Annotated in this window: 15 protein-coding genes and 1 pseudogene; 11 read left to right on the top strand and 5 right to left on the bottom strand. The window is 35.3% G+C overall.

The genetic code is table 11. From position 1 onward, the window contains the following. Positions 1-1,083: 1,083 nt before the first annotated feature. Positions 1,084-2,269, bottom strand: a pseudogene (locus ACFIJQ_RS01840) (type ISP restriction/modification enzyme); the annotation flags it as partial. An 823-nt stretch (positions 2,270-3,092) separates the two neighbouring features. Here ACFIJQ_RS01840 and ACFIJQ_RS01835 point away from each other — a divergent pair. Continuing rightward, positions 3,093-4,448 carry an L-cystine transporter gene (locus tag ACFIJQ_RS01835; protein ID WP_273787881.1) on the top strand — a complete coding sequence of 452 codons (1,356 nt, stop codon included), beginning with the start codon at positions 3,093-3,095 and terminating at the stop codon, positions 4,446-4,448. 7 nt (positions 4,449-4,455) lie between these two features. Here ACFIJQ_RS01835 and ACFIJQ_RS01830 read toward each other — a convergent pair whose 3' ends face one another. Then, complete coding sequence (locus ACFIJQ_RS01830; RefSeq protein ID WP_273787882.1) at positions 4,456-5,334, bottom strand: methyltransferase domain-containing protein; 879 nt, start codon at positions 5,332-5,334, stop codon at positions 4,456-4,458. Positions 5,335-5,531: 197 nt separating this feature from the next. Between ACFIJQ_RS01830 and ACFIJQ_RS01825 the strand changes: the two genes are divergently transcribed. After that, positions 5,532-6,317, top strand: coding sequence for a ComF family protein (locus ACFIJQ_RS01825; protein WP_012754790.1), 786 nt, complete (start codon positions 5,532-5,534; stop codon positions 6,315-6,317). 47 nt (positions 6,318-6,364) lie between these two features. After that, a complete protein-coding gene (gene grxC / locus ACFIJQ_RS01820) occupies positions 6,365-6,619 on the top strand; it encodes a glutaredoxin 3 (RefSeq protein ID WP_273787883.1) in 255 nt (84 codons plus the stop codon). Positions 6,620-6,661: 42 nt separating this feature from the next. On the opposite strand, the gene ubiG is transcribed toward grxC, so the two are convergent. After that, on the bottom strand, positions 6,662-7,405 hold the full coding sequence (gene ubiG, locus ACFIJQ_RS01815; protein ID WP_375628238.1) for a bifunctional 2-polyprenyl-6-hydroxyphenol methylase/3-demethylubiquinol 3-O-methyltransferase UbiG: 744 nt from the start codon (positions 7,403-7,405) through the stop codon (positions 6,662-6,664). 189 nt (positions 7,406-7,594) lie between these two features. On the opposite strand from ubiG, the gene ACFIJQ_RS01810 reads away from it, so the two are divergent. After that, positions 7,595-8,851 carry an aspartate kinase gene (locus tag ACFIJQ_RS01810; protein WP_012754793.1) on the top strand — a complete coding sequence of 419 codons (1,257 nt, stop codon included), beginning with the start codon at positions 7,595-7,597 and terminating at the stop codon, positions 8,849-8,851. A 2,880-nt stretch (positions 8,852-11,731) separates the two neighbouring features. Here the strand turns inward: ACFIJQ_RS01810 and nhaA are convergent. Then, positions 11,732-13,090: a Na+/H+ antiporter NhaA gene (gene nhaA, locus ACFIJQ_RS01805; protein WP_375628235.1), complete on the bottom strand. Its 1,359-nt coding sequence runs from the start codon at positions 13,088-13,090 to the stop codon at positions 11,732-11,734. A 147-nt stretch (positions 13,091-13,237) separates the two neighbouring features. Continuing rightward, positions 13,238-14,944, bottom strand: a complete 1,707-nt coding sequence (locus tag ACFIJQ_RS01800; RefSeq protein ID WP_375628233.1) for a hypothetical protein — start codon at positions 14,942-14,944, stop codon at positions 13,238-13,240. Positions 14,945-15,298: 354 nt separating this feature from the next. Here ACFIJQ_RS01800 and ACFIJQ_RS01795 point away from each other — a divergent pair, with 354 nt between their 5' ends. The 7 genes from ACFIJQ_RS01795 to ACFIJQ_RS01765 all read left to right on the top strand — a co-directional run bounded on the left by ACFIJQ_RS01795 (position 15,299) and on the right by ACFIJQ_RS01765 (position 23,043). Next, positions 15,299-17,071, top strand: a complete 1,773-nt coding sequence (locus tag ACFIJQ_RS01795; RefSeq protein ID WP_012754796.1) for an SLC13 family permease — start codon at positions 15,299-15,301, stop codon at positions 17,069-17,071. A 593-nt stretch (positions 17,072-17,664) separates the two neighbouring features. After that, the gene (locus ACFIJQ_RS01790) at positions 17,665-18,336 is read left to right on the top strand and encodes a tetratricopeptide repeat protein (protein WP_375628231.1); all 672 of its coding nucleotides are present in this window, start codon (positions 17,665-17,667) and stop codon (positions 18,334-18,336) included. A 4-nt stretch (positions 18,337-18,340) separates the two neighbouring features. Next, positions 18,341-19,765 carry a ribosome biogenesis GTPase Der gene (der, locus tag ACFIJQ_RS01785; RefSeq protein ID WP_375628229.1) on the top strand — a complete coding sequence of 475 codons (1,425 nt, stop codon included), beginning with the start codon at positions 18,341-18,343 and terminating at the stop codon, positions 19,763-19,765. 1,094 nt (positions 19,766-20,859) lie between these two features. Then, positions 20,860-21,294 carry an AtpZ/AtpI family protein gene (locus tag ACFIJQ_RS01780; RefSeq protein WP_375628228.1) on the top strand — a complete coding sequence of 145 codons (435 nt, stop codon included), beginning with the start codon at positions 20,860-20,862 and terminating at the stop codon, positions 21,292-21,294. Between the two features lie 7 nt (positions 21,295-21,301). Then, on the top strand, positions 21,302-22,060 hold the full coding sequence (locus tag ACFIJQ_RS01775) for a F0F1 ATP synthase subunit A (protein WP_026500261.1): 759 nt from the start codon (positions 21,302-21,304) through the stop codon (positions 22,058-22,060). Between the two features lie 54 nt (positions 22,061-22,114). After that, positions 22,115-22,345: a F0F1 ATP synthase subunit C gene (locus ACFIJQ_RS01770; protein WP_005773968.1), complete on the top strand. Its 231-nt coding sequence runs from the start codon at positions 22,115-22,117 to the stop codon at positions 22,343-22,345. 131 nt (positions 22,346-22,476) lie between these two features. Continuing rightward, positions 22,477-23,043 (top strand): F0F1 ATP synthase subunit B, encoded by a 567-nt coding sequence (locus tag ACFIJQ_RS01765; RefSeq protein ID WP_375628226.1) that lies wholly within the window; start codon positions 22,477-22,479, stop codon positions 23,041-23,043. Positions 23,044-23,051 lie beyond the last annotated feature (8 nt).

The raw sequence follows: 23,051 nt of genomic DNA, 5'->3' as shown, positions 1-23,051 counted from the left end.
AAAAGCATAAAAAACAATCAGTATTTAAAGGTATGGAAAAGGCTTTTTTGTAACATATAAACTAATATATCTAGAATTTATGTAACACGATACGTATTTATTGTAAATAAATATTTTACAATTTTATATTTTTTAAATATATTATGTATAAATATTATTTATATGCTTATTACTTGATTATTTTTTATTATGTCTCTTAAGGATATATTGTGAAATTTATTAAACAATTGCGTTATTTATTACCTATAACATTAATAATATTTATAAACGCTCTCATCATGCGTATTTTTATCTTTATAACGTATCAGTTTTTTACTAAATGATTTTAATGATTTTTGTAGATTTTGTTTATAAGGGGCTCTAATTTGAACAACTTTAATAGGCACCGCGTTCTTTATAACCAACGCGTTCATTTGCATTGTGATTATGAAAACCTGCTTTTTTCACGCATGCTCTATAGCTATTATATTTTTATAGTCATGGCATCATTTTTTATTTTCATAATATAAATGATAAAGATGATAATGCGCTTTATTGTCTGTTATAAAAACATCTAAAGAGAGACTGATAATTATAGAGGTCAGCAAACTCTCTTTTAATAAACTTTTGTCATTTTTCTGTCAGTAAATTGAACCGACAAAATAGATCATTTTAGTGAGTGATTAAATATATCTTGTAAAAAGCATGTGATTCTTTAAAGCCATTTCAAAAGATAGGTTTTAGTCATAAAAAATGCTATTAAGACCATTATGGTTATTAGTTTTGAGGTTCTTGAAGATTTTGAGGATTTTAGACACCTTCAAAATCTATAAGTAAAATGAATACATAAAGCTCTTTTTCGACAGAGTTTTTCAAAACAATAAAGCTATCATTTTAGATTACGATATAATCTTTTAAAAGCAATCCAAATAACAGTGTTTAAAAGTGCAAAGATTCTTTTTTAGAATAACGCATGATAAGCTATCCTTTTAAGATTGTAGGTAATAAACTTAATAAGATGATTAAGGTTATAGACTGCCGTTTTAAAGCAATACACAAGAGACCTTTATGAGGTGTGTTAAACTAATAAGTCTATTCGGTTTCTCACACTTCTAATTTTGGTAGTTTCTTAATAATTTTCATTGTTTCTAAATTTATAGTATGATCCTTTGAAACAACTCTAATGGATAAGCAGGGTTACTAATGGTTCCAATAGCATAGCGATTGGCATCATTAACAATGCCACTCTTTTTATCTGTCTTTACACATTGACACTCCATAACCCATTCAAGAGTGGGGTTGCCATTAACGATATACTCATAAGCTTCAAGAAGGATGTCTGTCATGATGATATTGCTGTTGTAAATAACGTAGATTTATCCTTTTCCTTACTATTTTTAATTTTTGCGAATTTCATTTCTGTCACGTAATAAAAATTTTCGGGATTAGAGATATCTGTCAGTTTTGGATTACCCTTTTTTAAAGGTCACAAGATAAGGCTCCACACTTTCATAATTCATGTGCAAGTGATCAAATTCACACTCTGTTGTCACAATATCCAGAAATCTTCAGCACTTTTTACACAAGGGATACGAGGCAATTCTTTGCATAAATTTTTCATAAATTATGAGCATAGCGAGTACGGTAATCTTTTGAATGCAATAATCCGTAAGCTTAATAGAATAGATCATCTTTAGTTATGGTCTCACTAGGATAAGCAGCTTAAAATGCGCTAATCCTTTATCAGTGATGGCATCACGCCTCTGTAAACCAGATGTTTTTCTTTCCTTTATTGAATTTGTAAACAAATGGGATTGTTTCTCATCATGATCAGTTATAGAAGATTCAACATTTTTATAAAGATACCGTGGAAAGCATTGGCCTATATCTATTGCATCTAGATTAGGTAAATTCTTAGCTATCAACACAGAAAAACCGCTTCGTGCTCCTATGCTTGTAATTTCTATGACTCTATTTTCTACTGCTTGCCCCATAGGGAATACATGTGGTATCTGATCAACTCCGTCATTGAAGATACGATTATAATAAAGTCATAGTCGTGTAAAAGGACGATACGAACTTTGCGTGAGACATGTCTCTTCAAATTCAAAACCCCTTCCTCTGATTAGTTCTTGCTTAACATTATAACTACAACTTATCTTTTTATATCTAAAGTGATAAAATTATCTACGGCACGTACACGTGTTGTTCGATCAGCATATAGATATGTATCGTTAAAACGTTTTACTGCGCTATTATAAAAAGCAATCATATTATTTATATTTTCTGCCCAAGCTCCGCCCTCCAATGTTGCGACAGCTCTTGCATTAAGATGTTTCATAAGAGGTATTTCTACTCCTTATCTTATACATTTTTTATCCACACGCCAGCCCTGCTTGTGACGTGCAAGAAAATGATTTTGATTGATTCAAGCATAAACAGGTTTGAAATGAGAGAATCTTACGTTATTCGGGACTCTCATTTAATATGCAAAACAGTAAATTATTTATTATAAATCAATGTATTGTCGTTCAATAGGCATTGTGGCTTTCAAAGTCTTTTTTATGACTATAAAAAGAATTTCGAAAAATAAAAAAGCGTTCATTGAAAGCAAAGAAAGAATCTATGAAAGGTATTTTCAATAAAATAATTATATTTGAAATGCTGATCAAAGCTGTTGAGTGTGCAGTCCATAAAATTAGCAAAAGTAGCTTGTTGGTGTATTTTCTAGAAAAATCATGAATGTTCGATTGTTAATTCATCCTTTCTTGAAAAGCTCGCTTCAGTTCAAATAGCAAAAGAGAGAGGTAAGGATATTGATAGGATAAGATATGCTGGAATTGTTCAGTATTAAGATGCAATGAATGTTGTTTATATTTCTCTTTTTTAACTATTTTATGAGAGCATAAATTTAAAGAATAGGAAAATAATTTTATTTATTTTCTTTAAACAGTTATTAGTAGATAAAAAATTCTCTTTTAATCTATAAATTAAAAAAATAATGATTTTGTAAAAGCCTGGTAAGCTTTATGTTAATTTTAAATATCATGCATTGATTTTGAATTATGCAGATTATTGACGTCAATCATAACAATAGTAAGTGAGCATAGACAATGACATTTAATTTTTTCGTCAATTTATTTCTATTTGTTATTTTTTTATTGTTTGTTTCTCAAAGTAAGAGAATGCAATGGAGTCTTTCGCTACGTGTTATGCTAGGGCTTATCCTTGGCTTGATTTTTGGAAGTGTTTTGCAGTTTATTTATGGAGAGGGTGAAAGCACTTTATTGAAATCCGTTGAATGGTTTAACATTGTTGGTGAGGGCTATATCTTATTGTTGCAAATGATTGTTATGCCACTGGTTTTTATCTCTATTGTTTCAGCAGTTGCTCATTTACATTCTGTTTATGCTGTTGGAAAGATGAGTATAATAACAATTTCAATATTGCTTTTTACAACGGCTCTTTCAGCATTGGTTGGTGTTTTTGTGATTAATTTTTTTGGATTAACAGCCGATGGTTTAGTGCATGAAGGGCAAAATGTTTCTGCTATTCTTGAAGGTCATATTTCTAAACTTGGAGATATGAATATACCAAAGATGATTTTGTCTATGATTCCTAAAAATCCATTTGCTGAGTTGAGTGGAGCTAAACGTACGTCAATTATCAGTGTTGTTATTTTTGCGTCATTTTTAGGTGCAGCGGTTCTTCTTTTAAAGAAAGATGAGCCAGAAAAAGGAGAAAAAGCGCTTTTATTTATTCAAGTGGGACAAGCTTGGATTATGCGTTTAGTCCGTATCGTGATTGCTTTGACGCCTTATGGTATTTTTGCACTTATGACGAAAGTAGGAGCAATATCGCGTATTGCAGATATTTTAAATTTACTAGTTTTTGTCATTGCCTCTTATGTCGGTATTATTTTAATTTTTGGAATTCATGGTGTATTGCTTGGTATTTCTGGGGTTAATCCCTTTCGTTTTTTCAAAAAGGTTTTACCAGTTTTAACATTTGCTTTTAGCAGTCGTTCAAGTGCTGCAAGTATTCCTTTAAATATTGAAGCGCAAACACAGTGGATAGGTGTACCACAACCCATTGCGAGTTTTGCAGCTTCTTTTGGGGCAACAATTGGACAAAATGGTTGTGCTGGTCTTTATCCAGCGATGCTTGCGACCATGATTGCACCATCTATGGGTATTAACCCTCTTGATCCTACTTGGATTGCTACGCTTATTGGGGTTGTGACATTGAGTTCTATTGGTGTTGCTGGTGTAGGGGGAGGCGCTATTTTCGCTGCATTGATTGTGTTACCAATTATGGGGCTTCCTGTTACTTTGGTTGCTGTACTTATCTCTATCGAACCGCTAATTGATATGGGACGGACCGCTCTAAACGTGAGCGATTCAATGATAGCTGGAACGATCACCAGTCAAATGTTACAGACAACAGATAAAAGTATTTTTAAAAAATGATTTTAGGTTATGTTTTTTGGGGTTGTAAAATATCTGTAAGAGATATTTGCGCTGAACCAGGTTGTAAGGGTTTTTGTTGATTGGGATGAGGAGCCCAACCAGAGAGCCAGATGAAAGAAAAATGTGCACGAATACGTCCATCAGGATCACTAAATCGTTGTGCATAGATTTCAGCTGCGCGGAGAAAAAAACGTTTGGATACAGGGCGTCGTGAACGATTGATGAGTGCATTTTGCATTCCCATAGCTTTAAGATCGTGCATAAGGTCAAACATTGTATTATAACGTATTGTGATATCTTCAACGTCTGCTACAGGCAGAGCAAAGCCAACACGCTGTAAGAGAGCGCCTGCATCACGAATGTCGGCAAAAGGATAGATCCTAGGGCTTGCTCCACCATAAATTTCACTTTCAGCTTGCAGCAGGCTTTCGCGCAATTCTCTTAATGTACCAGCTCCTGCCATAACAGCAAGAAATAAGCCATCTGGTTTAAGGGTGTTTTTTATCTGGCTTAGAACACCAGGGGTATCATTAGTCAATTGTAATGAAAGAAGTGAAACAATAAGGTCACAGTAACTTTGAGGTAAATCAAGAAATTCTCGATGACGTAAATGAAATTTTTTATCATGGCTTTGGTAAAGCGTATCGGTCTCAATACGTTCTATGGAACAAACTTTTCCAGATTTCATTAAAGCTTGCGCAGCAAGGTCTGTATGGCTGTGTAAATCGAGAGCTAATGTAAAGAGGCGATCAACAGTGCTAAGACGTTTATAGAGATCTTCTGCCATGTGAGAGAGTAAAAAGTCGTATCCTTTTTTTGCTTTTTGAAAGGCACGTTTTCGGAATTGTTCAATGCGGTTATGATCAAAAATTAAAGGATGCGACATATTGTGGAACACTTTCGATCTATGAAAGAATATATTTTGAAAAGGTTCATTATTTGTGCAAGCTCTGTCAAGTTTATAATATGAAAGAAAAATAAATTTATAGAAGGTAAGAGTTTTTAAAGGAATTAAAATTATAAATTGAGGAAATACAAAGGAACTTTTGTTCTGAGGGAAACTTGTAAAAGCCTAAATTTATAATGTTGTATTTTCGAGAAGCGGCGTTAAGTAGTGGGGATATACTAAGTAAGTTCATTGAACGCTTGAAAACGGTGCTTTATCCACCAATTTGTCCTGGATGTAAGCAAAATGTTTCTACTTATGGCACGATTTGCTCCGAATGTTGGAAAGACCTTCAATTTATTACTAAACCTTATTGTCCTGTTATGGGGACTCCCTTTGTTTGTGATATGGGGGATGGTTTTCTCAGTGGTGAAGCGCTTCGTAATTCTCATCCTTTTTCACGTGTCCGTTCTGCTATTGTTCATAAAGGGCTTGCACGAGCTTTAGTAACGCGCTTAAAATATGGTGATCATATAGAATTGGCATCATTTATGGCCAACTGGATGATGTTTGCTGGACGCGAGGTTATTGATGATTGTGATGTTATTATTCCCATTCCATTGCATTTTCGTCGTTTTTGGGAGAGACGTTATAATCAATCTGCTGAGCTTGCGCGTTATATTGCAGCATCACAAAAAAAGCTTTTAAAACCGAGTTGGCTTGTTCGTTGTCGGCATACCCGTCCGCAGGTTAGTCTTTCTTCGAGAGAGAGAAAACTGAACGTAAAAAATGCTTTTAAGGTTTCGCATAAGGTTAAAAAATATCTCAAAGGATGTTCTGTTTTGCTGATTGATGATGTATTTACAACAGGTGCAACAGTTACAGCAGCAGCTGCTGCATTAAAATATGCAGGTGCGCGACAAGTTGATGTGCTAACATTTTCGCGTGTTCTCAAAGAAGATTCTATTTTTCCCTCCTCGTAAGAGGAATTTAAAGTGAATATTATTAAAAAATATTGGAGGATAATACTATGAAAGAGATAATAATTTATACACGCCCTAACTGCCCTTATTGCACAAAAGCACGTGATTTGCTTAATAAAAAAGGCGTAAAGTATACAGATATTGATGCTTCCACATCCCTTCGCCAAGAAATGGTACAGCGTGCAAATGGACGTAATACATTTCCACAAATTTTTATAGGTGATTATCACGTTGGCGGTTGTGATGATCTTTATGCTTTAGAGGCTGAGGGAAAGCTCAATTCTTTATTACAAGGCGTATAATATTTGATTACAAGGCGTATAATATTTGTAAATTACATATCCTTAAGACCGTTTTGCGAGAAGGAGATAGTTAACGCTCATGTCTTTTGAGCGATTCCAGCTGTCGTTTAATGGGTTATAAGTAATCCCTATTTCATCAATGATAGTTAGGGCGTTTTTTGATAAGAAATTTTTAAGTTCTAGAGGTTTTAGGAATTTTTTATAATCATGTGTTCCTTTAGGAAGCCAACGTAGAATATATTCAGCGCCTACAATAGCAAGCCCCCATGATTTCCACGTGCGGTTGAGTGTTGAGACAAACATTAACCCTTGTGGTTTCAACATTTTTGCTGTGGCTGCTATGAAGAGATTAACATCAGCGACATGTTCAACAACTTCCATATTAAGGATGATATCAAATTTTTCTCCTTCATTGGCAAGAGCTTCTGCTGTCATCGTGCGGTAATCAATGGAAAGATCATTTTGAGCTGCATGGGTTTTTGCGACTTCAATATTTGTTTGTGCAGCATCAACGCCTACGACCATAGCGCCAAGACGTGCCATTGGTTCACATAACAAGCCTCCTCCACAGCCAATATCAAGAATTTTCAAATTATCAAAGGGCGTAAATGAACAAGGGTCACGATTAAACTCTAAACAGATTTTTTCTCTGATGTAAGCAAGGCGCGTTGGGTTAAATTGGTGAAGAGGTCGAAATTTTCCTTGTGGATTCCACCATTCTGTAGCAATACGTGAAAAATGATCAATTTCACTTTGATCAATAGTTGTTTGTGTTTCATCTATCATGTTGCCTGCCTTTTATTTTTAATGATCAAGTCCAGTAGATTTTATACAAAGTCAAGAGAAATTAATATAATCATAATGAAACTTGCACAAATGATAGATATTCGCTATGTCGAGAAAATGGTTAGTTGATACAGCATCTAATTCTCATTACCGTTTGAGATAAGAGATGTAAAGGTAAGAGTGTTATTAATGGCGCGCATTGTCATGAAATTCGGTGGAACATCTGTAGCAAATATTGAATGTATTCATAATGTTGCACGGCATGTCAAAAGAGAGATTGATGCAGGCAATGAGGTTGCCGTTGTCGTATCTGCGATGGCTGGTAAAACCAATGAGCTTGTTCAGTGGACGTGTGATGCTTCCTCCAAGCATAGAGATGCTCGTGAATATGATGTTGTGGTTGCTTCTGGTGAACAGGTTACTTCAGGTTTGTTGGCTTTGACACTTCAAGAAATGGGTGTGAATGCACGTTCATGGCTTGGTTGGCAAATTCCTATTCATACAGACAATGCGCATGGACGTGCACGTATTACTGATATTGATGGATCTTTTTTAATCGAGTGTTTTCAGGAAGGTCAGGTTGCTGTTATTGCTGGTTTTCAAGGGTTAGCTCCAGATAACCGGATTTCTACCTTAGGGCGTGGGGGATCAGATACAAGTGCTGTTGCTATAGCCGCGGCTGTACAAGCTGATCGCTGTGATATTTATACGGATGTAGATGGTGTTTATACAACGGATCCACGTATAGAACCGAAAGCGCGTCGTTTACCAAAAGTAGCTTTTGAAGAAATGCTGGAAATGGCTTCTCTTGGTGCAAAGGTTTTACAGGTTCGTTCTGTTGAATTGGCAATGGTTCATAAGGTTCGTACCTTTGTGCGTTCAAGTTTTGAGGATCCTGATGCGTTAGGCATGGAGGATCCAATGAGTTCTTCTGGAACACTTATTTGCGATGAGGATGAAATCGTGGAACAACAAAATGTTACTGGTATTGCTTTTGCTAAGGATGAAGCGCAAATTTCCCTTCGTCGGCTTGCCGATCGTCCAGGGATTTCGGCAGCAATTTTTGGTCCCTTGGCTGAAGAGCGCATTAATGTTGATATGATTGTGCAAAATATTTCTGAAGATGGCTCAAAAACTGATATGACTTTTACTGTACCATCATCAGATGTAGAAAAAGCTGTTGCACTTCTTGAGAAGAATCGCAAAGAAATTGGATTTGATGTTCTCCAATTTGAAAGTGATCTTGCCAAGGTATCTGTGATTGGTATTGGAATGCGTAGCCATGCAGGTGTTGCCGCTACAGCATTTAAGGCTTTGGCTGAAAAGGGTATTAACATTCAAGCAATTACGACCTCAGAAATTAAAATTTCTATTTTGATTGATAGTGCTTACACTGAACTTGCGGTTAGAACATTACATGCTGTTTATGCACTTGATAAGGGATAAGCATTTTTTAGTTTCAACAAAGTTTCAATAACATAAAGCTTTAATATATATTAATAATTTTTGTTAAGGACAATTTATATTTTTAACTTAAATAGAATATTTAATACAGCAAAACTCTCTCATTTTAAACTTGTTCATGATGAATTTAAAAATGATTGCTTATACATAACAAGAGAAAGATGTTTAGGTAAAAAATGTTTAAGAAGGGATATAAAATATGCCGTCTATAAACGTTTTAAAGCCTATAGAGAGGGATGGAGAAGTCTTCACAATATAAGCTTTAATAGAATAAGGAACAATGCACTGCGTTTATTCAAAGGATGCATGTGACATGAGGGACAGCCTTGTGAATACAGATTTAATATTATAAATCTTAGAGAAATTTGAGCTCATTGGATTAGTGACGGAATTATCAAAAATAGAATCGAAAATGTACGTTCTAGAGATATTTAGCTTGTCTCAAATGGTTGTTTATGGCTTTACGTGTATCTTGTAAATTTATTTTTTTCCGTATTATGAGGCAATAAAAATATATCTTTATAGACAATATTTATGTTGCGCTATAAGTTGTAGAATTACTATATCTTATGCGTTTACGGCTTATAGCTCTTTAGAAGCACTTTTCATAAAATCATGTAACGATAGATCAAAATTAAATGATAATATTATAGCGTGCTGCTTTCATGATTTTATTACTTAAATTTTTTCTCATGTCTATTTATCTTTTTTTGAATTATGACTAAGATTTTCAGAGTTTTCGATACCTCTATATGTTCTTTAGGTTAACTTTCTTCCCTTAACTACTCTATTACAAGTATTTTCTTTGTCATACTGCCACTCACGCATGAAATACATTCTTTCGTTTGTGCCGTATATCGTGCTAGTTTCTTATCATGTTTACATATTTTTCAAATGGTTGTTTTTGTAATTAAAACTCTTCTTGTAAGAAATATAGCCATTTTTATTATTCTAATTTTGTTAAATATTTTTTCTCACAATTTGTTTTTATTCAGTATATGAATGCGAAACGTATTCTCTTGTTTTGTAATTACTTTTTAATAGCATAATGCATTCGAATGGGGATATCCATTTGAAGTGAATATAAGATATGTTATCAAAGTGCAGTAATTAATACACTTATTCCCAATAAAGATATTTTTATAAATATTATTTTACTCTTATTGTATTTAATGTGGCGTTGTATAATTCGAAAGTATCGGAAATATTGTTTTTTTAATTATCTGTAAAGATTATTTTATGGTATCAAGAAATATAGAGCTAACTCTGTAAACAAAAAGAAAATAAATATCAACTAAGAGCGAGTAAGAGCGAGAAAAGGGGAGTGCAACGATATATATGCTTTATTTTTCCACTGATCGTATGTTTTAGAATAGTCTAAATGACTAGGGTTTTCTTTTTTCCCGCGAGTTAATTACGTAAACTAGAGTGCTCCCTATGGAAGAATGCTTCAAGTTTAATTCTTTCATGGAGGGAGACAAGCGATGTGTCTATGATAAAAAACGAGGATATTTTTTCTCTCCATTGTCAATCGAGTAGTGATTTTATGACGTTGTTATTCCAAATAAATCTTTTGTTTTTTGTTACCTGTATCAATATCTAATGTCAGCGCAGATGCACGTTTGACGATATATATATATATATATATATATATATTGAGACGGATAAGAGGACTACGAGCAACTCCTGTTTTTGTATGCCAGATAGGAACAAGGATGTTGCGTATACTTGTTGGGGGAATCTCTGAAATGGAGATAAAACCTAATTGGGGGAGAATATGAAGCCATAAAAGTGAAAACCAGTTTCCATTTTACAACTTCCTTTTAATTCTGCTTTACAACTTTCAAAGATATTGACAGAAATATCTTTGAAATAATGGATATTACATATTGGTTCACGTTTTGTTTATTGCGTTATTTAAATCGTATATGCCTTTCACGTAAAACAAAACGCTATTATATTGCCAATTTACGCGCTTGTTTTAAAGAAATATTTCTCCCCAAGCCCATTACGGCGCTTGTGGATGGCGTAACGTAAAATTTATTGGGGACCATCTCCTTTACTTAGATCAAAGGTGTCAGTTGGTCGTCATCATTTTATTTTTAGTTTTCGTGTTGAACAGCTCTTGTGTTGATATGAAGCATTCTTATTTCTTTCTTCAAATAATGTGACTCCATATTCCTCCTTGGCTGGTGACGTGTAAGGGAATAGTCTTGATTGATTGATCATGTACAGATTTGAAATGAGAAAATCTTACGATATTTGGAGTCCATTCAGGATTTATCATGATAAAGTATCATTATAAATCGAATATTTTTACCAAAAAATAATGTGCCTTTTAAGAAGATAAAAATTAAAGTTTTTTAGAATACCGGCAATAAAATCAGTAACGAGGAGGGTGGTTTATTGGGAAAAAATAAGCCATGGAATTACTTAACTGATTACGGAATTTTGCTTATTCTTATCTGTTTCGTATAATTAAACATAAGATATTGATTTATAATAATTAAATTTTTCTTTATAGTGAATAACTTCCCGACGAAGGGCAGCTTCTCTGAAACCACGAAGCCTTTTATATTGAAACAATTAAAATCATTCTTGTGTATATCACGATTGGAGTTAGTGTATGAATAAAAGATTATTGAAGAAAGGAATAAAAATATTTCTTATGAATCTTCTTAAGTGTCAAAGGTGTTGCGACATTAGAGACTAGTAAATAGTATGATGATATTAGTTTTCTCCTTCATAAGTGTAAAGATGAGGTGAGACAACGGATTTCACATTAAATATTGTCCGAATCCAACAAATGAGCAAAATCACTTTTTAAGAGTTTTGCATAAAAATGTATTTTCAGTTAGTTTGTTAGGAACTATGAGAAATTCCTTTATTGCGCTTAATATAAATAAATCCATATCCCAGACCGATAAGAGCAGATAAACCAGAGCCACAAAGGACCCCAATTTTTGCAGCATCAAGCAGAATAATATCTTTAAAAGCGAGCATTGAAACAAAGATAGACATTGTAAAGCCAATTCCTGCTAAAAAACCAATGAGTAAAACACCTGTCCATGTCATATGAGGGGGTAGGCGGCATAGCCCTGATTTTACGGCTATATAACTGGCTGTGATAATACCAAGAGGCTTACCAACGAAAAGACCAATGACAACACCCAAAACAATCAAGAATGATTTGTCAGAAGAAAGATCAAAGTTTGCAAAACTTACTCCTGCATTTGCGAAGGCAAAGACCGGCATGATACCGTATGCAACCCATGGATGCAACGCTTTTTGAACGCGTGTTACTGGAGCAATCATGGCCCGTTGTCCTTTGCGCATTTTTTTCAATGCGGTTGAAATATGATGCAGATCTGTTTTTGTATTTTTTTCTTGAAGAATTTGCATAGCGTTACTGAGCATGGTGAGTGGCGCCACAAGAGTACGGGTAGGAAGAACGGGAGTCATCATTCCTAAGATTACACCAGCAAGTGATGGGTGAACACCTGTTACCATTAAACCCCACCAGATGATTGCACCAGGTAAAATGTAAAGCCATGCTGATGCAAGTCCGATCCACTGAAAAAATAGCACCAAAGCAATACCTACTCCTGCAATCATTAAACCGCTAGGATCAATGTTTGTTGAGTAGAAAAAAGCAATAATAAGAACAGCGATAATATCATCAATAATCGCTAATGATAGAAGAATAATATGAAGATTAGAAGGAATTTTTTTTCCAAGAAGAGCAAGAATACCTAGAGCAAAGGCAATATCTGTTGCTGTTGGCACAGCCCAACCGCGTATATGCCCCTCGTTAAAGTTGAAGATAAAGTAAATAATTGCGGGAACACAAACGCCTCCTATTGCGGCAACAATTGGTAAGATTGCTTGTCTAAAATCGGCAAGAGCACCTTCATGAATTTCGCGTCGAATTTCCATTCCTGCAACGAGAAAGAAAATAGTCATAAGAGCATCATTAACCCAGAAATGTAAATCCCATGAAAGAGTGAAATGACCCAAATTAAAGCCAAGAGGTGTATGCCAAAAAGATTCATAGAAAGCAGCATATTTAGAATTGGCAAAAATAAGTGCAGCAGCAGCAGCTAATAAAAGAACAATACCACTAAGAGCTTCAATATGGAGAAAACGCTCGATCGCAGAAAGCGCTTGATTGGTGACACGAGAAGCGCGATTAGGCAGGCGATTTGAAGATAAATCAGACATGAACAACTCCAAGCATCGACAATTTTAGGATTCTATATTCTCTGTGTAAATGACTTTATATGATACCTTCTGTATCATATAAAAGCAAAAAGAGGAATAAAGTTCTTAATTTATAGACAAGATCATCATATTTAAAGCACAAAATGTTTAAGGTGATGCTTCATTTTTAATAGTGAGATGTACTTTGTTTAAAGCCTTGGATAGATCATTTTGTAGAGCTGATTCGAGATCAACCATTGTGAGCCCTTTATTATCTTTTGCTTTAATTTTAACAATCAATGTTTGTGGATTTTTAGCAAATTCCCCTAAGGATTTTGAAATTTTTTCTGCTTCGTCATGATTTTTTAGCAGCATTTTTGGGGTTTGCGTCATCATTAGATAGAAATCGTCATAGAGTTCCTTTTTAAGATCATGTTGGCTGTCATTAAGATTTTGCGCAAGATAAGAAAAAAGCTTATCAATGAAACCTGCATCCCTATATTGCACATCAATTTCATTGATGCCAAAGTCTTGAGAAGCAGCAATCATTACATTTTGCTGACCAGAAAAAAGCTTTTCATCAACATCAATAACCTTAGCCGATATGTTCCCAGATCCAACGTCTTTCATATTGAAAGACATTGCATCAAGAAGGAGCATACGTTTTTTTTCATCGTAAGAAATATCAATTTTTCCTGAAATGTCAAAGCGCTCAAAGTTCAGATTTTTGAGAAACTCTAAGTCTTTTTCATTCATTTTTTTAGGTAAAACAGAAAGGTTATTGAGAGAAAGAAAAAGCTTTTTGGGGATAGGTTGTTTCCACAAGGTTGGTTTAAATTGGAGTGATTCGAGTGTTGCTTTCAATTGCGGTATATCAACGGTGATATTATCAATTTTGGCATCCGCTGAGGTAATGGCGAGCAGTATGTTTAGAAGAAGACCATTTTGTGCTATTTTTTCAGCGGTTTTATTATTCTCTTTTCTTGCATTAAGATAAGCTTTGATCAATTTTTCAGGAGTTTGTTCAAGCGGCTTCATTTTTAAACCAGATGTTTTAAACTGTCCGAGGAAGAAAGAACTGCTTTTTTCCGCTTCTTCTAAAACATCGACACTTACATTATTCAGAGAAATGGGGCCAGTAACGGTTTTACCTTGGTTGAGAGCATTGTTTTTTCCAAAAATGATAGAATAGGCATAGTTGATGTCGATATCATGAGCCTTTATTATATCACTTTTAGCCATAAGCTGCATCTGTTTGGCACCATTTACTGCAACTGTTTTAAGATCCATATTTTTAATACTAACTGAACGGATATGGCCATTTTTAAAATCAGAAAGCTGGAAATTCTTGACTTCAACCGTTTCTATTCGGTTGTTTTTATTTTCTATAGAAAGTTGTATATTGGGAGCAATAATTGAGGAAAGCTCAATACGCATCATTGATTGTAAAAGCCGTGATGTTATCGTTCTATCTTTTTCTTTTAAGGATACACTCCGAAGAGAAATTTGGGGAATTTGCACATGAATATTATTATGCTTTAAATCAACATTATAAAATGTAAAAGTTCCGGGAATAAAGGAAAGGGGAGGACGGGCAGAAATGGCACCAATTCTAAGTGATGTACCAGCTGGAACAGGTAATGTCACATTCTTCAAATTGACCCTACCTAGAATGCTTACTTCAGATGTTCGGGCTTTTATGCCACGACGGGCTATTTCTTGTTTTACAAAACTGTCAAGATAGGGTTTTGCGATATAAAATCCACCAACAATTATAATTGCCAAGATAGCAACAAATCCAATAATGCAAGTGAGCCAATATCTGAGGTTACTTTGATACCCACTATTAAGATTGACCATTCTTTCTTCTTTCATTTTTATCACTCTTTGAATTGAGAGTGAAGATAAATTCTTTTAAGCAACGACAAAGGTTTAAATATAGCGTGTACCAGTTTCAACAATTATCTACTCTCTATATTAGAGTTATTCTCATCTTTTTTGCAATATAGCTTTATCAACTTTTATCAATTTTCTTTGAGTTTAGCTCTTTATAGAAAAGAACGCATAATAAGGAGAGGTAAGTTTATGCGCATCATAATTTTTTATCATTTTAAAATTATCCTAAAATATTCCGATGTCTGTTTTTATCTTGCTGCTGTTTATAGGAATATTTAAAACATAAAAAATATGTTTTTGTGCATTATAATTTAATGGGGAGAGGTGAGTGTTATGACAGAAAATCAAATAATGGCTTTTTCGATCATTGGTCTCATGATGGTTGTTTTTATTTGGGATCGATTTCGTTATGATCTTGTTGCTATTTGTACGTTATTAATAGCTTGTGCTCTTGGTCTTGTCAGTCCGAAGGAAGCTTTTAGCGGTTTTAGTAATGATATTGTTATTATCGTGGGGAGTGTGTTTGTTGTCAGTACGGCCGTATCGCGCTCTGGTATAATGGAATTTATTATTCAACGGATATGGCCAGACGTGAAATCTGTGCGTCTTCAATTAGCCTTTTTAGTTCTTTCTGTTGTCGTATTATCAATGTTTGTTAAAAACATTGGTGCTTTGGCTATTATGCTTCCGATAGCTTTTCAGTTTGCACGTCGTTCTCAGGTTTCTCCTTCTGTCTTTTTGATGCCCATGGCCTTTGGTTCTTTGTTGGGGGGGCTTATGACACAGATAGGAACATCTCCCAATGTTGTTATTTCAGCGATGCAAGAACGTTTAGCAGGAACACCTTTTACTATGTTTGATTTTACACCAGTTGGTGCGGTTATTGCGGCGGCTGGTGTTGTATATTTAGTCTTTTTTTATTGGCTTTTGCCTGTACGTGTGCGTTCAGGTGTATCATTTGATGATGCCATTGATATTCGTAATTATGTTGCAGAAGTGCGTATTCCAATAAATTCACCGATTATAGGGAAAAATATTGTTGATTTGGTTAAGCCATCAAGTGGTGACGTTATGGTGATTCAAATCATCAGAAACAAAGTATCTATTTCACCGTTACCAGATTTTGTTTTGTCTGAAAATGATATTATTTTGCTGGAAGGGTCGCATACAGGGTTAGATAGCGTGATGAACTCTGCTCGTTTAGAGTTTTCTAAGGGGCGAACTATTGCTGCAGGTGATAAGGACAGTGACATCGATATTATTGAAGCAGTCATCACCCATAATTCACCTCTTATTGGTATTAGTGCGAAAGAGTTTTCCCTATTTGATCACTATAATGTAAATTTGCTTGCATTAAGTCGTCAACATGAAAGGGTGCGGGGAAGACTTGATGATATTATTTTCCATCTTGGCGATGTGATTGTTTTGCAAGGACAGGATGCAGTTATTCCAAATTTATTAAGAGAATTGAAATGCCTTCCCCTAGCAAAACGAAATATTGTGTTTGGAAATTTACGACATGGTTTCATCTCTTTAGCTGTTTTATTTATAGCAATTATTTTTACAGCTTTTCATATTGTTCCCGTTGCGTTTTCTTTTTTTTCTGCTGCTGCTGCAATGGTTATCTTTCGCGTTTTGCCCGCGCGTGATCTGTATCAGGCATTAGATGGCCAAATATTAGTACTATTAGCGGCTCTTATTCCAGTGAGTGAAGCGTTAGAGAAAACAGGATGTACGGATCTCATTGGTCAATGGCTGAGCCAATTGGCAATATTTTTCCCACCATCTGGTGCCTTAGCACTTATGTTGGTGACAGCTATGTTGGTCACGCCATTTTTGAATAATGCAGCAACAGTGATGATGGTAGCACCAATCGCGTCAAGTTTTGCTCATTCCCTACATTATAAGCCTGAAGCTTTTTTGATGGCTGTTGCAATTGGTGCGGGCTGTGAGTTTCTTACACCTATTGGACATCAAAGTAATATGCTCGTGATGGCACCAGGAGGATATCGTTTTAGTGATTATCCACGTTTGGGTGCTCCATTGGCGGTGTTGATCGTTATTATTGCTGTTCCAATGCTTATGTGGGTCTGGCCCTTACAATAGGATATTTTTAGAAACTTTAAGGATGAATTACAAAAGGTTGTTAATCGTATAAAGATAAGTTGAAGGGATACATTTTGTATAAAGAGCTTTAACTGAAGATTTGAAATTATACCACACTTTATTATGGCACTTCGGTATTTTTGATACAGATAAGATTTATCTATTTGGTTTTAGTAGGTATTCGTGGAAATTTATTTTTTGTTCAAGTTTTTAAAAGAATTGTCTTTTCTATTATAATTCTATAATCCAATATTATCAACGATTGCGTTGAAGACTCTAAAAGATTATCTCCCTATATAATGGGGAGAAAGTCCGCTTGAGATGATAGGCAATCATGATAAATATTAAAACAGTGAATTTTTTATAAGACTCAAAACAATATATAAAAGCTATATAAAAGCTGTAATGTGAACAAACAGGGCGGTTACATCATTTTCGATTAAGACTGTTGTAAAAATCCGATTGATTTGGCTACATGTTGATTTAAAATAAATAAACGAGCAATTTAAAGATTTTTAGTTAATTAGGACTACCATCTTTGTCCATTTATGCGTAAAAGCATAGGGAAAGTAACTTTTTTCAAGGTATGATATATGTCGTATGATAGTTTTATTGCTGAAGTGAATGCAGAATTTCGTCAGGAAAAGGCGCTTGCTTTTTGGAGGCGGTATGGTTTTTCAATTATTGGAGCAGCTATTCTTTTTATACTTATGATAGTTGCTTATCAAATTTACCATCATCAGCAAATAAAGAAAGCCGGTTATATTGGTGATGCATTTGTAAAAAGTCTTGATTTTGCGGATACACGTCATTTTGATAAAGCGATAAAGCAATTAGAAACTGTTAAAACCTCTCATTTTGGAGGGTATCCTTTTCTTGCTCGTTTACGTGAGGCTTCTTTACTCATGGAGAAGGGTGACATTATTAAGTCAGTGGAGATTTTTGATTCTGTTGCAGCGGATGAGAAAGCACCAGAGATTTTGCAGAAAGTTGCAAAAATTCGGGCGGCTTATATCCTAGTTGATACAGGGACATTAGCTGATGTTGAAAAGCGTATCAAAGATATGACAAGTGATACCGATCCTATGCATATGTCTGCAAGAGAGGCTTTAGGTTTAGCTGCTTATAAGGCGGATAAAATGGATGAGGCGGTTTATTATTTTAAGAAAATTTCTGAAAAAGGTGCTTCGGGTTCAAAAATAACAGATCGGGCTCGAATAATGCTTGAGCTGATACAAGCTGAGGGCAAGGCAAATAAGGAATAAATCGATGAGCCTTACCATTGCTATCGTTGGTCGTCCCAATGTTGGGAAGTCAACACTATTTAATCGTTTGGTTGGGCAAAAATTGGCTTTGGTTGATGATAAGCCTGGTGTAACACGTGATCGACGTATTCATGCGGCAAAACTTCAAGATCTACGTTTTGATGTGATTGATACGGCTGGGTTGGAAGAAGCAGGTGATCATACACTTGAGGGGCGTATGCGTTCTCATACAAAAGCTGCAATTGATGAAGCGGATCTTATTTTATTTGTATTTGATGCAAAGAGCGGGATAACACCAAGTGATTTAAATTTTGCTTCATTGGTTCGCAAATCAGGAAAGCCAATTGTGCTTGTTGCTAATAAGTCTGAGTCAAGAGCGGCAACAGGAGGAGAGTATGAGGCGTGGTCATTAGGTTTGGGGGAGCCGTGCCTAATATCGGCTGAACATGGTTTGGGACTAAGTGATCTGCGTGATGCAATTATAGATGCTGTGGGGTCAGAGCATGCTTTTGGCAACAACAAAGAAGAAGATATTACGATACAGCCTGCATCTGTTGGTGATGATGTAAACGATTTGGAAGAAGAGGAGCTTATTTACGATGAAAGTAAGCCCATTAGGATTGCAATTGCAGGGCGTCCCAATACAGGAAAATCCACTCTTATCAATAGCATGTTGAAACAAGAGCGCTTGTTAACAGGACCAGAAGCAGGACTTACGCGTGATTCTATTTCTGTAGATTGGGAATGGCGTGGTCGTCATATTAAACTTTTTGATACTGCAGGTTTACGTCGAAAATCGAAAATTCAAGAAAAATTAGAAAAACTATCTGTTGCAGATACTTTGCGTGCTATTCGTTTTGCAGAAGTGGTGGTCATTGTTTTTGATGCAACGATACCTTTTGAAAAGCAAGATTTACAAATTGCTGATCTCGTGATTCGTGAAGGGCGTGTTCCAGTTATTGCTTTCAATAAGTGGGACCTTATTGAAAATAGTCAGACCACATTGATTGATTTGCATGAAAAATGTGCGCGATTTCTTCCTCAAGTTCGTGGTTTGAGAGCTGTTCCTTTATCAGGACAATATGGTCAAGGGATTGATAAGCTGATGGAAAATGTCATGATGATGCACCGTGTATGGAATCGTCGCATTTCGACGGCTAAATTGAACCAATGGCTTGGAACTGTTGTTGCACATCATCCACCTCCTGCGGTTTCTGGGCGTCGACTTAAGGTTAAATACATCACACAGGTTAAGACACGGCCTCCTGGATTTATGATTTCTTGCTCGCGCCCCCAAAGTATGCCACAGTCGTATTTGCGCTATCTTGTCAATGGGTTACGTGAAAAATTTGATATGTCTGGTATACCCGTTCGCATATCATTACGAGCCTCTGATAATCCTTTTGCGACACGTTCCAAAAAGAAATGATAACTCTTTAATTTTTTTAAGTGATGAAATCTATACTTAAGAATCTTAAAAATAAGTTTTTTCAATGATCGTTCTTTTCATAAAAGAAAAAATTTTTATTTGCTAAAGTTTTAATTTTATTGATAATCATTTACCATGAGCGCTATTGAATAGAGTTCTCTCATCTTGATAAAGATCATTTATTTGCATGTTATGAGAAGAGTTTAATAGGGAGTATTTAAGAAAGAGTACATCATCCTCTTAATGGGTTATTTAAATGCAAGAATAGATGCAAATATGAGGGCAGGGAAATACAATTATGATGCTCGTTTGAAAAGAAGCATTAAATTATCATTTTATAAAAATAAAGGTTATAAATAAGCGCTTTTGCTTACGATAGTTTGTCTAAATAAAAAGCAAAAATATTTGCTGAATCTACCGATATTCAATTGTAAAGGGCGAAATTCCAAAAAGTGGATTAAAATTGTATAAAGTAGTATGGTGATCTTATTTAAAATTTATTGTGTTCTATTGGCTTGACCTATTTAAAATTTTAGATTTATTAATATCTCGTATTTAAAGAAACCTCTCTTAATACCCTCAAGCTCATTGAGTGATGGGTTCTGTGATGGCATATGTAAAATACTTTGCGAATAGGATCATATAAAAACCATTGATTATTATCATTTTCATAAAATAAAAAGTGCAATTTTATTTGAATAAAAGGAACAAAACAACGCTCTCATACTGTTTTTTAGCTTTCTATGTTCTCTTTCAAAACTAGGATTGATATAACATTGGGAGCTGGAAAATAAGATGGTATCAGTTTACACCTTTTGTTAAGCGTAAAAATGGCTGTTCTATGAGTTTTATATCATTCACGGGAACTTTTCGTTATATATTCACGGGTGCTGTCGTGAAATCGGTTTAGGTGCTCAGAATATCTTTTTAAGAAAGCATGTAAATTGAAAAATACGTTATTTATACAATAAAATTTATACGATAATTTGTGATAGATTTCTTTTAGTATCTTGACGAATAAATTCGGGAACAATATGATGCACACGGTTTTATGAAATGCATTCTTACTTTGCTTTTTAATTAAGGAGCCAATGATGGCGATGGGCGAGAAACCCGTTATAAGCCGTAAGGAGGCTGAAGAGGAAAAGCAAGGAGAGTGTCTTCATTCAGAGGATTTGGAATGTCGTAGTAGGAACTTAAGCGTAGCTTTAGTGCGCAAGCAGGCATTAAAGAAGCGGGAGCATGAGAATAAGCGAGAAAAATCACAAGGAGGGATGGCAAATGCAATTAAGCTTTCCAGTGAATTTCTGGCGAGTGTTATAGTTGGTGTTATTTTAGGGTTAGGGTTTGATAAGTTAGCAGGTTCGTATCCTTGGGGATTGGTATTTTTTCTCTTCTTTGGATTTGCTGCTGGTGTAGTGAGTATTCTTCGGTCTGTAGGGTATATTTCCTCCAGTCAATTAGGAAAAAAAGGCGTATTGCGCCAAGATAAACAAGATAAAGGGGCCAATGAGAGGTCCGATAAATGAGGTTGAAGTGACAGCGCACGCTCCAGATCCTATTCATCAGTTTGAGGTTTCAAGGCTGATTAAGATTTCCATAGGAAATATGGATTTATCGTTTACAAATGTATCATTGTTTACAGTCCTCACGGTTGTTGTAACTTCTATTTTTCTCTTCATTTCATCATCAAGTCGTGGATTGGTTCCAACGCGGATGCAGTCTCTTTCGGAAATGGCATATGAGTTTGTAGCATCGACTCTGCGGGAATCATCTGGTGTACAGGGAATGCAGTTTTTTCCTTTAGTTTTTTCTCTGTTTACTTTTATTTTGGTTGCTAACTTTATTGGTCTTTTTCCTTATTTTTATACGGTTACATCGCAGATCATGATCACGTTTTCGTTAGCAATGGTGGTAATTTTGACGGTGATTGGTTATGGCTTTTATAAGCATGGGGTCAGTTTTTTGAAACTGTTCGTTCCCAGTGGAGTTCCTGTTGTGGTTTTGCCTCTGGTGACAATGATTGAGGTTATTTCTTTTCTCTCCCGTCCAATTAGTCTTTCTCTTCGTCTTTTTGCGAATATGCTTGCTGGTCATATTACGCTCAAAGTGTTTTCTGGGTTTGTTGTTTCAATGATTGGGGTAGGACTCGTAGGTGTGGGTGGTTCGGTTTTACCGCTTATTATGACTGTAGCGATTACTGCTCTTGAGTTTTTGGTCGCATTTCTTCAGGCTTACGTCTTTACGGTTTTAACTTGTATGTATCTTAATGATGCAATTCATCCAGGACATTAATAGAACTGGCGGTTTTCCGTCGAATAATGCAATTTCGCTTTAAAGGAGAATAACATGGAAATGGTGCTTGCAGCAAAATATATTGGCGCTGGTCTTGCTTGCTTTGGTATGGCTGGAACAGCTTTAGGACTTGGTAATATTTTTGGTAGCTATCTTTCTGGTGCATTACGAAATCCATCAGCAGCAGATAGTCAGTTTGGACGTCTTGTCTTTGGTTTTGCTGTAACAGAAGCTTTGGGAATTTTTTCACTGCTCATTGCTTTACTACTTCTTTTTGGGGTTTAATCATCATCAAAAGGGTATATCTGTTCTTGCATGAGGAAAGATTTACCCTTTTAGCTCTTAACCAGAGAGATGTCAGTCAGTTATCATCGGTTATAGAGGGCTTTAATAAGCTATTTAAAGGATGAAAGAAGATGTTTGTTTCAAGCGCTTATGCACAGAACACTGAAACGTCGATAGAACATATTAAAAAGGTGGCAGAACATGCAAATCGCGTGTTTCCGCCTTTTGATTTTGTACATTTTGGTTCGCATTTTTTCTGGTTGGCGATTTCTTTCGGACTTTTTTATCTTTTTATCTCTCGTGTAATTGTACCACGTATTGGTGGTGTTATTGAAACGCGGCGAGATCGAATCGCATCTGATTTAGATCAGGCAATGCGCATGAAGCAGGAAGCAGACATTGTTGTTGAAACTTATGAGCGGAAATTAGCAGAAGCGCGTTTGAAAGCGCATGCTATAGCGCAGGTAGCTAGTGAAGAATTAAAAGAAAAAGCAGAGCTTGAACGGAAAGAAATTGAAGAGAGTTTAGAAAAAAAACTCGCAGATGCTGAAGAACAGATAGCAAAAATTCGGGATAAGGCGATGCAAAATGTTGGTTCTATCGCTGAAGAAGTGGCTCTTGAAATTGTGAAAAAATTGATTGACGTTGATATCAGCAAAGAGGCTGTTCGTTCAGTTGTTAAAACTGCGGATTATTGAGGAAGACA

This window comes from Bartonella sp. TT67HLJMS (assembly GCF_042193375.1).
Taxonomy (GTDB): Bacteria; Pseudomonadota; Alphaproteobacteria; order Rhizobiales; family Rhizobiaceae; genus Bartonella; species Bartonella grahamii.
This window is presented reverse-complemented; position numbering and strand designations above follow the sequence as displayed.

Excerpts from the sequence above, each read along its gene's own strand:
- ACFIJQ_RS01835 (WP_273787881.1), top strand. The coding sequence starts at position 3,093 with ATGACATTTAATTTTTTCGTCAATTTATTTCTATTTGTTATTTTTTTA.
- ACFIJQ_RS01830 (WP_273787882.1), bottom strand. The coding sequence starts at position 5,334 with ATGTCGCATCCTTTAATTTTTGATCATAACCGCATTGAACAATTCCGA.
- ACFIJQ_RS01825 (WP_012754790.1), top strand. The coding sequence starts at position 5,532 with ATGTTGTATTTTCGAGAAGCGGCGTTAAGTAGTGGGGATATACTAAGT.
- grxC (WP_273787883.1), top strand. The coding sequence starts at position 6,365 with ATGAAAGAGATAATAATTTATACACGCCCTAACTGCCCTTATTGCACA.
- ubiG (WP_375628238.1), bottom strand. The coding sequence starts at position 7,405 with ATGATAGATGAAACACAAACAACTATTGATCAAAGTGAAATTGATCAT.
- ACFIJQ_RS01810 (WP_012754793.1), top strand. The coding sequence starts at position 7,595 with ATGGCGCGCATTGTCATGAAATTCGGTGGAACATCTGTAGCAAATATT.
- nhaA (WP_375628235.1), bottom strand. The coding sequence starts at position 13,090 with ATGTCTGATTTATCTTCAAATCGCCTGCCTAATCGCGCTTCTCGTGTC.
- ACFIJQ_RS01800 (WP_375628233.1), bottom strand. The coding sequence starts at position 14,944 with ATGAAAGAAGAAAGAATGGTCAATCTTAATAGTGGGTATCAAAGTAAC.
- ACFIJQ_RS01795 (WP_012754796.1), top strand. The coding sequence starts at position 15,299 with ATGACAGAAAATCAAATAATGGCTTTTTCGATCATTGGTCTCATGATG.
- ACFIJQ_RS01790 (WP_375628231.1), top strand. The coding sequence starts at position 17,665 with ATGTCGTATGATAGTTTTATTGCTGAAGTGAATGCAGAATTTCGTCAG.
- der (WP_375628229.1), top strand. The coding sequence starts at position 18,341 with ATGAGCCTTACCATTGCTATCGTTGGTCGTCCCAATGTTGGGAAGTCA.
- ACFIJQ_RS01780 (WP_375628228.1), top strand. The coding sequence starts at position 20,860 with ATGGCGATGGGCGAGAAACCCGTTATAAGCCGTAAGGAGGCTGAAGAG.
- ACFIJQ_RS01770 (WP_005773968.1), top strand. The coding sequence starts at position 22,115 with ATGGAAATGGTGCTTGCAGCAAAATATATTGGCGCTGGTCTTGCTTGC.
- ACFIJQ_RS01765 (WP_375628226.1), top strand. The coding sequence starts at position 22,477 with ATGTTTGTTTCAAGCGCTTATGCACAGAACACTGAAACGTCGATAGAA.